This is a genomic window from Sediminibacterium sp. C3 (assembly GCF_000508085.1).
Lineage (GTDB): Bacteria > Bacteroidota > Bacteroidia > Chitinophagales > Chitinophagaceae > Sediminibacterium.
The window spans coordinates 1,472,524-1,485,133 of sequence record NZ_KI669560.1; the positions used below are offsets into that span (position 1 = coordinate 1,472,524).

9 protein-coding genes are annotated in these 12,610 nt (G+C 40.3%); 6 read left to right on the forward strand and 3 right to left on the reverse strand.

Annotation, left to right across the window (positions count from 1 at the left end; translation table 11 throughout):
- Positions 1–2: 2 nt before the first annotated feature.
- Positions 3–1,775 (forward strand): hypothetical protein, encoded by a 1,773-nt coding sequence (locus F777_RS16015; protein WP_051408485.1) that lies wholly within the window; start codon positions 3–5, stop codon positions 1,773–1,775.
- 21 nt (positions 1,776–1,796) lie between these two features.
- Positions 1,797–2,435: a response regulator transcription factor gene (locus F777_RS0106750; protein WP_026751369.1), complete on the forward strand. Its 639-nt coding sequence runs from the start codon at positions 1,797–1,799 to the stop codon at positions 2,433–2,435.
- Between the two features lies 1 nt (position 2,436).
- Here F777_RS0106750 and F777_RS0106755 read toward each other — a convergent pair whose 3' ends face one another.
- Complete coding sequence (locus tag F777_RS0106755) at positions 2,437–4,923, reverse strand: DUF4114 domain-containing protein (RefSeq protein WP_026751370.1); 2,487 nt, start codon at positions 4,921–4,923, stop codon at positions 2,437–2,439.
- A 162-nt stretch (positions 4,924–5,085) separates the two neighbouring features.
- Between F777_RS0106755 and purL the strand changes: the two genes are divergently transcribed.
- Together purL and rfaD are read left to right on the forward strand one after the other, a co-directional pair.
- Positions 5,086–7,293 (forward strand): phosphoribosylformylglycinamidine synthase subunit PurL, encoded by a 2,208-nt coding sequence (gene purL / locus F777_RS0106760; RefSeq protein WP_026751371.1) that lies wholly within the window; start codon positions 5,086–5,088, stop codon positions 7,291–7,293.
- Positions 7,293–8,294 (forward strand): ADP-glyceromanno-heptose 6-epimerase, encoded by a 1,002-nt coding sequence (gene rfaD / locus F777_RS0106765; RefSeq protein WP_026751372.1) that lies wholly within the window; start codon positions 7,293–7,295, stop codon positions 8,292–8,294. The genes purL and rfaD overlap by 1 nt, the downstream gene beginning before the upstream one ends.
- 115 nt (positions 8,295–8,409) lie before the next feature.
- Here the strand turns inward: rfaD and F777_RS0106770 are convergent, their stop codons facing one another.
- Positions 8,410–9,285 (reverse strand): dienelactone hydrolase family protein, encoded by an 876-nt coding sequence (locus F777_RS0106770; RefSeq protein WP_026751373.1) that lies wholly within the window; start codon positions 9,283–9,285, stop codon positions 8,410–8,412.
- A gap of 190 nt (positions 9,286–9,475) precedes the next feature.
- Between F777_RS0106770 and F777_RS0106775 the strand changes: the two genes are divergently transcribed.
- Together F777_RS0106775 and F777_RS0106780 are read left to right on the forward strand one after the other, a co-directional pair.
- Entirely contained in the window at positions 9,476–11,125 is a 1,650-nt protein-coding gene (locus tag F777_RS0106775; protein WP_026751374.1) for a CTP synthase, read from the forward strand.
- A 118-nt stretch (positions 11,126–11,243) separates the two neighbouring features.
- Complete coding sequence (locus F777_RS0106780) at positions 11,244–11,624, forward strand: hypothetical protein (protein WP_026751375.1); 381 nt, start codon at positions 11,244–11,246, stop codon at positions 11,622–11,624.
- On the opposite strand, the gene F777_RS0106785 is transcribed toward F777_RS0106780, so the two are convergent.
- A complete protein-coding gene (locus F777_RS0106785) occupies positions 11,621–12,583 on the reverse strand; it encodes a DUF4407 domain-containing protein (protein WP_026751376.1) in 963 nt (320 codons plus the stop codon). The genes F777_RS0106780 and F777_RS0106785 overlap by 4 nt on opposite strands.
- Positions 12,584–12,610: the final 27 nt, after the last annotated feature.

The following is a 12,610-nucleotide window of genomic DNA, read 5'->3' on the forward strand; positions in this document are numbered from 1 at the left end:
ATATGCAAAAGTCTGGACTGATTTTCTTAACGATACTGCTTGGTTTTTTTCTGTCAGCTGATGCCCAGATAAAAAATACTAAAAATCAAAAAAGCAAAACAAAATCATCCGTTTACCTGAATGAGTACAGAAAGGGATTAATGTCACCCACTGTTAAGGATACCCAATCATTTATTATTGCAAGAAAAAAGGAAATTGAAAATATTCTAAAGGATTCTCTCCCTGTAAAATTGTTTCGCGAAAAGGGGGGAGCGCAGGCTATGCTGGCACAGAAAATTGCCTTGTCTGATGGTTTCTTTACTCGATACCTTTTTGATCTCAAAACGAAAAAGCCATTATGGAATGAAATTTTTGGAGTTTATCCTGCCAGACCCGGTGATATTAAAAAAGGGATAAAAGCATTGCCCGGAACCCTGATGCGCGTGGAAATGTACAATTATGCAAATAATCTCACAACTATTGGGATTGTTGATTTATTTACACAGAAACTAGTGAGTGCCGATCATTATCCGGATATGCAGCCGGATATTCCACAGTCTTTGATTGAGCTGGCCGAGCAAATTGCAATGAATGCACCGGAAGTAGAAAAGGCACTGGGTTATAAACCCGGGAATCAGAAGCCGGTAATGACCAGTACTAAAACGGCATTAAATAGAACCAAATGCGAGCGTTCCCAACATTTATGTGTTGCACCCACTTTTATTCAGGGCAATCGGGCGCTTTGGGCAATTGTAGATTTGACTGATAATCGGCTTGTAGGATTGCGCTGGACCAATACAGGGGAGGACGGAGCGGTTGTAACAGAGAGAAAACTCCAAAACGAAACCGTTGCAGACTGTTATTGTGAAAAAGTAAATACGGTTGAAAAGTACGGATGGAAAATGGATTACTTGTTGACTGCTTCTGACGGACTGGAAATCAGTAATGTTCAGTTTGGCAATCAAAAAGTATTGAATAGTGCCAAGCTGGTTGACTGGCATGTAAGTTATTCAGGAACGGACGGATTTGGTTACAGTGATGCCGTTGGCTGTCCTATCTACAGTCAGGCAGCTGTAGTGGCTACCGATCCCCCCCGGATTGCAGATATTGTTGAAGGAGATTCTGTTGTTGGATTTATGATTGAGCAGAAATTTTTTTCAGAGTTATGGCCAGGCCCCTGCAATTATAGTTACTCTCAAAGAAACTTTTTTTATAAGGATGGCAGATTCCGGATTACCTGTGCAAGTATCGGTAGAGGCTGTGGTAACAATGGTACCTACAGGCCAGTTTTCAGAATTGCATTTGCCGGAAACCAGCAGAACTTCTATGAATATGCTTCCACTGGCTGGAAACAATGGAATAAGGAAGGTTGGCAATTACAGCAACCCACTACCCAATATGATTCCAACGGATTTCAGTATAAAATACAAACCAGCCCCTCTCTCAGCTATATGGTAGCACCTGGCAATGGGCAGTTTAATGATGGAGGCAAAGGAGACAATGCTTTTGTTTATCTTACTAAGAATCATCTCAATAAGGATGAGGGCAATACCGACCTTGTAACAATTGGTCCTTGCTGCAATACAGACTTTCAACAGGGACCTGAAAAATTTATTGGTTCCAATCCTGAATCAACTGTAAATACCGATCTTGTTTTTTGGTATGTGCCTCAAATGAAAAATGATGACAGGCCAGGTTCAAAATATTGCTGGGCCGAAACCTACTATGAAAATGGTGTCTACAAAATAAAAGCGTATCCTTGCTTTGCGGGGCCAATGTTTGTTCCCCAAAAATAACTTATATTGTCATTCGTTTATATGGAAAAAAAGATTCAAATAATGATTGCAGATGATCATCCCCTTTTTGTAGAGGGATTAAAGATGATTCTGAACAGCAATGATCTTTTGCAGATTTCAGGTATTGCAAATGACGGTAAACAACTCTTGTATCTGCTTACTCAGCAGCCCGATATTGATTTGATTTTACTGGATGTGAATATGCCCAATCTGAACGGACTGGATACCATTAAGTACATAAAACAGTCATTCGGATCATCCAAAGTTTTAATGCTTTCTGCCTACAGTGATGAGAAAGTAGTAACTCAGGCAAAACAGGCGGGTGCCGATGGCTATATCCTAAAGAATAGCAGCAAGGATGAGTTAATGAAAGCTATTATGGATGTGGTGGATGGCAAGCCCCATTTTGATTTACAAAATGAGCCAAACCAGGAAGATGCATTCAAAAAAATGGATTTATTCCTGCGCAAATACAATTTAACAAAGCGCGAAAAGGAAATTCTTTTGTATTTAAAGCAAACCTATACCAATCAACAGATTGCAGACACTTTGCATTTAAGTATTTACACAGTGGAAACGCACCGTAAGAATATAATGCAAAAGCTGCAGTTGAATTCTCCTGCAGCTTTGGTTAAATTTTTAGTAGAATTTAATATCTGATTTAATTCAGAATAAGCTGATTGCTACCATATCTCATTCCAGCTTTTTCAATACTAATTGTGTAAATACCTGCTGCCGGTTTACTATTCAATTGTACAGGAATAACATTGTCGCCTTTAATGGATTGAATTACTTTACTGAAAATAGTTTTGCCTGAAGAGGTATTGAAAATTCTTAGCGTATAAGTAGACTCTGTATCAGACCTGAAAGTGGCATTGAATTTTCCTCCAGTTGCAGGGTTGGGGAATAAATGAATCTTTTGTTGTTTTATATTCTCTACGTATTCTTTTGATTTTTTAGAAAAGAATATATCGGCAACGGCCCCGTCAATCGTAGTGGTTAATCCTGTTGAATTTTCAAAGGCAAAAACAACTGTAGTTACATCATTGGCATGTATTTTTTCCAATGGATCAATTCCAGTAAACTCATCCAGATTAATGGTGTAGTCTGTCAATGTTTTACTTAGTGGAATAGAATAACTATACTGTTCTGCAAAGTTCTTAATGGAATATTTTACTAGTGTAATCTTTAGGTTTGCACCCTCTCCCTTGGCTTTAAAGCTCATGGTTTTATAGCTTGTCAGGTCTTGCTGAGCTGCAGCACCTCTAAGCAATTTATAGGCACTTACATAGCTATCTGTCTTTGCTTTGAACTGTATGTCTCTGAAGACGGGATAGGTATCTGCAAAATTTCTGGCAGTATCATTGGTGATACTATATGTTTCAATCACTGTTCTGCTAGAATCAAAGTCTAGGTCCCAGCTTCCGTCACTCATGTAAACCACATCCTGTAGTTTGCCATTGATGTACATGGAAATAAGGCTTTCATGTGTATCATTCATCGGGAATGATACATTGGTTTTACCATTTGGATTCAGGGTAAAAGGAATGATTCTTTTGGTTTCTATCGGAGAAAGTTCATTGTACTTTTCTTCTACTTCAAAATAGGCATTTGTGAAAGTTGTTTCATTTTCTACCAGTAAATTCACTTTTAAACCATCTCTGTTTCCATACCGGATATAGGTATTAGGAAGTGGGTTAGGACTAGCCATAGCTTTTACGGGCATTATTTTTTCCAGTTTATCCAAAACGTTCAATGCCATGTCGATGCATAAATAAGGAGCAACACCCCATACCTGATAATTGAACATAGTGTCTTCGCCAACAAAATCAGCATTCAGCCAGTTACTTTGAAAAGAGAAACTGTTTCTTCCCGCTTTTTTGCCAATAGAAAAACTCATGGAGTATTCAATATTGCCGTTTTCTTGTTTAAGCTCGTATCTGGTAAAAATAAGGTCACGAAGTTTGAACTGATCCATGTTTAGCAATACGGCTCCTTTAAGACGATCGCATATTGGTTTGGTATGGTCGTAAACATCACCCAGTGTTTTGGTAGCAAAGGCAACAGCCTTACAAGTGTCGTTCTCGGTAAAATCAATAGCCCTTACTTCAACTGCATTTGTGATGCCAGGAATGTCGGTGGGGGTACTTACATAGGCAGTGTAAGCGCCTTCCGGTATTCTGTCTGGCATAATATCAGCAAGGCCAAGGGGTCTGTTTAAAGACATGCTTCGAATCTGGTTGCTTTCCAGATTCAGTTTTTCCATGCGTGCATAATCGACTGGTCCGTTAAGCCCCTGTTTTAGTTTGGTTAAGGTTCTCTTGGCTATTTTATTGCCAAGTCCTTTGCTTTCCAGTCCACCTGTGTTACCGGAAAAGGATACACCACCATCTTCAGTAAAAATAGGAATGGAATCCAGTCTTTCGGTACAAAGAATAGGGGTAACGGTTGCATAAAACAATAAGTCATTAAAATCCTGATCACAATCATTGCGATCTCTTAAAATATCTTCAAATCCAATCACCAGGCGGTTGGTCATGGTATCTCTAACGATTACTGTATGTTGTTTTAATGAATCATTCGACTCCGGATTGAATTCTGGATTGGAATATACTTTCCAATTGCCTTGCTTAACAGAACTGCCATCCCAGCCGTTGGAAATTAACACAAATCCAATTTCAGTGTTGGCAGGGAAGTTTCCGAGATATACTTTATCTCCTGCAACCAGGGAGCCACCAAAGCCTTGTTTGGAAGCATTGGGGAAAATAATCTTGATATCCTGATTATTAGGAGGGGTACTCGGAGGGTTTCCTTTTGGAAAAGTATAGTATCCTAAAGAGTTCAGATAAGAAGCTCCTTCGTCAATAAAACTAATCCAGATATCTGATGGGCAATTGGTCCCGATTGTTTTTACTCTTTCCGGGGCAATTAACAAGGGGTTATATACAGGTACAGGCCTGTACTCTGGTAAAGTAATATCTATTAAGGTTCTGAAAAATGCACTGACACTGTCACCGGGTGTTACCAGGTAATTGGGTCTTCCACTGGAACTATAAGTTCCCAGGTAGGTGTAGTTCTGTGCATGAACCTGTCCGGCGCCGGAAATAAGTAACAACGCAATGACAAATGAAAGGATAGGGCGGTTCATAACACTAGATTTTAGTATAAAATTACTGTATATAGATAGATTCAATACGCTAATAACGTGCCAATAGGCCTAAAACGTATTAAATACCTACTAATTTGTATGTATTTTATTGGGAAAACTTCATTCGGAGACTAAGCCTTCGTTTTGTACCTTCGCAGCATTATGGAAATTACAGTTAAAACCGCCCAGCAACTAAGGCTAACCGAAGAAGAATTTGAGTTGATTAAACAAAAATTGGGTCGTACGCCCAATTTCACAGAACTCTGTGCTTTTAGCGGAATGTGGAGTGAACATTGTAGTTACAAAAACTCCATAAAATGGTTAAAAACCCTGCCCAGAGAAGGGGGAAGAATGCTAGTGGCAGCCGGGGAAGAAAACGCCGGATTAATGGACATGGGCAATGGATTTGGGGTGGTTTTCAAAATTGAAAGTCACAACCATCCAAGTGCTATTGAACCTTTTCAGGGAGCAGCAACAGGGGTAGGGGGTATTCAACGTGATATTTTTACAATGGGAGCAAGACCAATTGCTTCCTTAAACAGCTTGCGCTTTGGCAATCTGAAAGATAAAAAGACACAGCATTTATTGGCTGGGGTTGTAAAAGGGATTGGACATTACGGAAACTGTTTTGGAGTACCTACGGTTGGCGGTGAAGTTTATTTTGAAGATTGTTATCATACCAATCCCCTGGTAAATGCCATGAGCGTGGGCATTATGCAGGCCAATAAAATGGTAAGTGCTACAGCAAAAGGTACAGGTAATCCGGTTATTTATGTAGGTAGCGCTACCGGAAAGGATGGTATTGGCGGAGCTAGTTTTGCAAGTGCAGATATTACCCACGATTCTGTTCAGGAATTACCTGCCGTTCAGGTGGGAGATCCGTTCCAGGAGAAAAAATTATTGGAAGCCTGTCTGGAGGTTTTAGAAACCGGTGCTGTAGTAGGTATGCAGGATATGGGGGCGGCAGGAATTATTTGTTCTACTGCTGAAATGAGTGCAAAGGGAAATGTGGGAATGCATATTGATTTGGAGAAAGTGCCTACCCGTCAGCAAAATATGAAAGCCTGGGAATTGTTATTGAGTGAAAGCCAGGAGCGTATGTTGATGGTGGTAGAGAAGGGCCTTGAAGCTGAAGTAGTAGCTGTTTTTGAAAAATGGGATTTAAGTGCCAGCACCATCGGGCATGTTACAGATGATGGCATGCTGAATTTTCACATGAATGGAGTATTGGAAGCCAGTATACCTGCTTATGAGCTGGTATTGGGTGGAGGGGCACCTCAGTACACCAGAGAGTACAAAGAGCCAGCCTACTTTGCCAAAATCAATTCCTTTGATATAAACACAGTGGCCGATACCGATGATCTTAAATCAACAGCGGAGGCCTTAATCAGCCTGCCTAATATTGCCAGTAAAAGATGGGTGTATACCCAATACGACAGCATGGTTGGTGCTGCCAATACCAGTACCAATGATCCGAGTGATGCAGCGGTAGTATTGGCAAAAGGTACCGGAAAGGCTTTGGCAGTAACGGTTGACTGTAATAGTAAATACGTTTTTGCCAACCCTAAAGTGGGTGGTATGATTGCAGTTGCTGAAGCCGCAAGAAATATTGTTTGCAGTGGTGGGGAGCCCATTGGTGTTACCAACTGTCTGAATTTTGGTAACCCATATGATCCTGAAGTTTATTATCAGTTTGTACATGCAGTAACAGGAATGGGGGATGCCTGTAAGAAATTCAATACGCCAGTAACAGGTGGAAATGTGAGTTTTTATAATCAGAATCCGGACGGTCCTGTTTATCCTACCCCAACCATTGGTATGGTAGGTGTACTGGATAATGTAGATCAGAAAATGACCCTGCATTTTAAGGAAGCGGGAGATGTAATTGTTTTGATCGGAGACCAACCCAATGATATTGCGTCCAGTGAATATTTACATAAAATAAAAGGCATTAGTCATTCTCCTGCACCTTATTTTAATTTAGATGATGAGTACGCCATGCAGCAATTCCTTGCCAATTGTATTAAAACAAAAATGGTGAAGAGTGCACACGATATCAGTGAAGGCGGATTGATGATTACTTTGCTGGAAAGCGGATTCGCTGGAAACAAGGGATTCGATGTGAGTCCAACGGTTTCCATCCGAAAAGATGCCTATTGGTTTGGAGAAGCACAGGGACGCGTGGTCGTTTCTCTCTCTGCTGAAAAGGCAGCTGAATTTATTGCACTGGCCAATGAAAATAAGATTCCTGTAACAACCCTGGGTTCGGTAACTGATGATGCAGTCATTGTTAACGGAACTAGCTGGGGTTCTATTGATAGCTGGAAAGAAAAGTACGATACTGCAATTGAAAAAATGATACAGGGGTAATGGACAATAAGCTAACCATATTGGTGACAGGCGCTGCAGGGTTCATTGGTAGTTGTATGGTTCAGTATTTGAATAACCTGGGATATGACCGGTTATATCTGGTAGATGATTTTGGTGTAGAGGAAAAGAGAAAAAACTGGGAATCCAAAAAGTTTCTTGCCATTATCGAAAGAACAGGATTATTTGATTGGCTGGATGAAAACAAACCGGTAATAGATATTTTCATTCATTTAGGTGCCAGAACCGATACCACTGAATTTGATTATGCAGTTCATGAAACACTGAACCTGGAATATTCAAAACAAGTCTGGAATTATTGTGCTGCTAAAGCGATTTCACTGATTTATGCGTCCAGTGCAGCTACTTACGGCAATGGCGAAAACGGATATAAAGATGATCATGCTTTGGTAGAAAAGCTTGAACCTTTGAATCCATATGGGATTAGTAAGAATGAATTTGATAAGTGGGCCTTATTGCAAACCCCCCAGCCTCCTTGCTGGACAGGACTTAAATTTTTTAATGTTTATGGTCCCAATGAAGCACATAAGCACAGAATGGCTTCAGTAATCTGGCATTCATATAATCAGATAGAATCGGGAGGATTGGTAAAACTTTTCAAGAGCCACCATCCTGCATATAAAGACGGAGAACAGCTTCGAGATTTCATTTATGTAAAAGATGTGATTGCGGTGATTGCCTGGATGATGCAGACGATGACTGATAAACAATGGGACAAAGCTCATAATGCGCTTTATAATCTGGGTACCGGACAGGCAAGAACATTTACCGACCTGGTGAAAGCCACATTTGCCGGAATGGATCTTGAACCCAATATAGAATTCATTGATATGCCGGAAGATATCCGAGACAAGTATCAGTATTTTACGCAAGCGGATATGCAGAAATTAAAATCGGCAGGTTACACTGAACCCTTCCACACTTTGGAAGAAGGAGTTACGGATTATGTAAGGAATTATTTAAGAAGAAACGCATCATATTAAGAATATACTATCGCATAAAAATAAAACCCGACTGATTGGTCGGGTTTGTTTTTTCAGTGAAATGATATCTCAAGAATATATATGAGTCAATTTTTGAAAGTTATTTATTGCAGGATTACAATCTCGCTTTCAAAAACTCAATTGTTTTTTTGTGCGCATCTTCCGTAGCTTCTTTGTTGAAAGATGGATTGCTTGGATTGGCAAATCCATGATTGGCTTCATAACGGTGAATGGTAATTTTTTTACCAGCAGCAGCCATGTCTTTTTCAAATGCATTTACAACTTCAGGAGAAGGGCTCCTGTCCTGATTACCAAAGAAGCCAATTACTTCTGATTGCAGCGTCTTTAGTTTTTCAAGATTGTTTTCCGGACGTCCATAATACATGACAGTTCCTGCAGCCTGTTTGCCGGCAAGAATGCTGCTTTGTAAACTCCACATGCCTCCAAAACACCAGCCGATTGTGAAGATTCTGGCTTTAGGTCCTGCATAGTTTAAAGCACCTTTTACAATGGCTTCCAGTCTGGGCGTAGTAGCGGCTCTCATCAACTTCATGGCACTGTCTGCAGTGGCTGCCACTTTTCCGTCGTACATATCCAGTGCAAGTACGTTTACATCACCCAGCTCTGCAGATAGCTTTTCGGCTTCTTGCTTAATCTGGTCGTTTAATCCCCACCATTCCTGAATAACAAAAATCCAGTTGTTGGTCTTTTTCTTACTCTTAATAAAATAGCCAGAAGCCTGATTACCGTCTGTTGCTTCAAAGCGAATGGTTTCGCCGGTAGCATTGGTTAGATGGAAGGGCAAAGGGTTTTCGTGCATAGCAGCAAATTCAGGTGTCATGGCTTCATCTCTGAACTGATCGCGAACATCGCTGTAGCAGGCAAGATAGTCTTCGGTGGCCCTAATTTGCCTTTTGGTTTCCTTAAAACGGAATCCCTGAACGGCAATCAGAACAATAACCGATAAAGCAAATAATTGTAAATGTTTCATATCTATTCGTTTTATTTTGGAACAGTTGTTCACTTTTCACTAACAGTTTTTCGTCAGATTGGTTGAAATTGTCTGGTCTATTTTTTCTATTCACTTATTAAAGCTAACTTTGTACGACCTCCGAACTATTTCAGTTCATTTTCCAGGTCCAAGTTTGTTATTTCATTTATCGCAGTAAAATAGTCATTTTATGGCCAAGTATATTTTTGTAACTGGTGGCGTAACCAGCAGTTTAGGTAAAGGGATTATAGCCGCCTCGTTGGCAAAGTTGTTACAGGCCAGAGGGCTTCGTGTTACCATTCAGAAGTTTGATCCCTATATCAATGTGGATCCCGGAACATTAAACCCCTATGAACACGGGGAGTGTTATGTAACGGAAGACGGAGCAGAAACAGATTTGGATCTTGGTCACTATGAAAGATTCTTGAATATTTTTACCTCTCAGGCGAATAATGTTACAACTGGCAGAATTTATCAGACTGTAATTAATAAGGAACGTGCAGGTGAATTTTTGGGAAAAACGGTACAGGTTGTTCCCCATATTACAGATGAGATAAAGCACAGAATGCTTTTATTAGGTCAGAATAATGAGTACGATATCGTTTTAACTGAGATTGGAGGAACCGTTGGGGATATTGAAAGTTTGCCTTTTATAGAATCAGTAAGACAGTTGCAATGGGAATTGCCCGAAGAAGATGTAATGGTGGTACACCTTACGTTGATTCCTTATTTAAAGGCCGCCAAAGAACTTAAAACTAAGCCAACACAGCATAGTGTAAAAATGTTGAGTGAAACAGGTGTGCACCCTGATATTATTGTTTGTCGTACTGAAGAACCTTTGAACAATGATATCAAGCGTAAGATTGCTTTGTTCTGTAATGTAAAACAAGAAGCAGTAATTGAAGCGATGGATGCAAGCACGATTTATGAAGTTCCCTTGCATATGTTGAGAGAAAAACTAGATTTAATTTGCCTGAAGAAGCTAAATATTACCCAATTTGGTGAACCCAATCTAAATAACTGGAAAGAGTTTCTGGATAAATTGAAATATCCCAAGAGCAAAGTTACCATTGGTCTTATTGGAAAGTACATTGAACTGCAGGACGCTTATAAGTCTATACTGGAAAGCTTTGTACATGCAGGCGCCATTAATGAAGTTAAGGTTCAGGTAGTTAATGTGCATTCTGAATTTATAACGGATGAAAACGTGGCTGAGAAATTGTTGGGGCTGGATGGATTACTGGTTGCTCCGGGATTTGGAAACAGGGGCATCGAAGGTAAAATCATTGCTGTAAAATATGCAAGGGAGAAAGGTCTTCCATTCTTTGGAATCTGTTTGGGTATGCAAATGGCGGTGATTGAATTCGGAAGAAATGTGCTGGGTTTAAAAAATGCGCATTCAGTTGAAATGGATGCCCAATCTGAACATCCGGTAATCAATATGATGGAAGAGCAGAAGAAAATTACCATGATGGGAGGAACCATGCGTTTGGGGGCTTATCCCTGTGTAGTAGAAGAGGGATCGCTGGCACACAAAATATACGGCACAGCAGAATTTACAGAAAGACACAGACACCGTTATGAGTTTAATAATGCCTACCTGACCCAATACCAGGAAGCAGGAATGAGAACAAGCGGAAAGAACCCTGCAACAGGGTTAGTGGAGATTATTGAATTGCCCAATCATCCTTTCTTTATTGGGGTTCAGTATCACCCTGAGCTAAAGAGTACGGTGGAAAGACCCGCTCCATTATTTGTAGGGTTTATCGACGCAGCAAAAAAATACAACGAGCAAAGAAGCTCTCTGAACTCAGGAAATAAAAAAGACGCTGTTATTTAGGTGTTAATGAAGAAATCCCCCTGTTTCATGAAAAAAACAGGGGGATTGGTGAAGTTTCTCATTTTGGGAATTATTCCTGTAGGAACTTAGTACAGTTGATTTCCAATACATCCTGAAAATGAAAAAATCACTGATTGTTTTTATTTTACTGTTTCCTTCCGTCGTATTTCAGATGGAAGGCAATTTGGAAGCAACTTCCAGTTTCAGTTTCATGCCAGTGCTCTCACCTGTAGAAAGTCAACCCTTAGCGAGAGATGAAGATTTAATGCACGGCGCCATTTTGTTAAGTGAACGGGTAATCATTAATTTATATTCATCCGAAATTTCCGTACCCTATGATTCCCTGCAAAGCTTTATCCAGAAAAACGCTTCCCTTATTAACCGCGAGTCTTTCTGCATAGCAGTAGCTAAAGAAGTGGATTATAAGGAAGTAATCCGGGTGGTTGACGCAATGGCAACTAGCAATATTGGCAATTATACTTTAATGAGATACGATTAAGTGGATTCAATCGCTGCAATTTCCTGTTCCTCTATCTTTTTTGCATATACCTGATAGGTTCCCGTTGGCAAAAGGAGTTTAGAAATCACGGGCATGAGTTCTATCAGCAACAGCAAAGCTACCAGTAAATAATAACGGTATGCCACGGCAGCATTATTTTTAATCAGGTGATTAAGGGCTTCAATTTGTGTGATAAAGCCATTATTCAATAAACTTTCAAAACGGGCCAGTTCCACTTGTGTATTCTGGTCCATTCTCTGCAAATTACTGTCTATCTGCTGTTGCAGCGGAGAGAGCCTGATGAGCGTATTCTGATATACTTTTTCTGCCTTGTCGGCTCTTTCTTTCTTGGCCAAAGCAATGGCTTTCAGCCCCAGCTTTCCCGATCCACCTGTGCCATCGGTTTCCTGTATAAAAGAGTTTTGAGTTGATACTACTTCCTCATATAAAGTTTGTAACTCTGACCTTATAGCCTGCTTTTCCTTAATGAGCTTTTCTCTTTCGGTTTTAAGCCTTTTTTCTATGGCTTTTTGCTTCTCATTCATTCTTTCCTCATTGTCAAGCGATGCTTGCAGCTTAACTTCCTTCTGGAACAGAAATAGCAGGGCAGGCTGAGCCATAAATAAACCGATTGTAATGGCCAATGCTCCCCTGAATGCCAAAGTCAGCCAGATTTTTTTCGTAATCCTTCCAATTCCTTTAATCAATGCCCTGTCTATTGACAAGATCATACCACCCATAAATATGCCCAGCAGTGCGGCTTTCCATAACTCTGTTATTACCGTACTGAAAAAATAGGTCCAGGCCAGTGTTGCAAAACACCAGGTCCCCAGCATAAGCATGCCAATAATGGCATGTCTGTTGCGGTCTACAACTGCATTTTTTACCAGTTCGGTTTCGGCGGTGCTAAGCCACCACAGCATTTTTTCCCGATTGTTCGGGGTGTAATTTTCCTGCATAACTTTCAATTAAGGTTATGGCAGGCA

Coding starts and splice junctions, on each gene's coding strand:
- F777_RS0106780 (WP_026751375.1), top strand. CDS start 11,244: ATGAAAAAATCACTGATTGTTTTTATTTTACTGTTTCCTTCCGTCGTA.
- F777_RS0106770 (WP_026751373.1), bottom strand. CDS start 9,285: ATGAAACATTTACAATTATTTGCTTTATCGGTTATTGTTCTGATTGCC.
- F777_RS0106750 (WP_026751369.1), top strand. CDS start 1,797: ATGGAAAAAAAGATTCAAATAATGATTGCAGATGATCATCCCCTTTTT.
- purL (WP_026751371.1), top strand. CDS start 5,086: ATGGAAATTACAGTTAAAACCGCCCAGCAACTAAGGCTAACCGAAGAA.
- F777_RS0106775 (WP_026751374.1), top strand. CDS start 9,476: ATGGCCAAGTATATTTTTGTAACTGGTGGCGTAACCAGCAGTTTAGGT.
- F777_RS0106785 (WP_026751376.1), bottom strand. CDS start 12,583: ATGCAGGAAAATTACACCCCGAACAATCGGGAAAAAATGCTGTGGTGG.
- rfaD (WP_026751372.1), top strand. CDS start 7,293: ATGGACAATAAGCTAACCATATTGGTGACAGGCGCTGCAGGGTTCATT.
- F777_RS16015 (WP_051408485.1), top strand. CDS start 3: ATGCAAAAGTCTGGACTGATTTTCTTAACGATACTGCTTGGTTTTTTT.
- F777_RS0106755 (WP_026751370.1), bottom strand. CDS start 4,923: ATGAACCGCCCTATCCTTTCATTTGTCATTGCGTTGTTACTTATTTCC.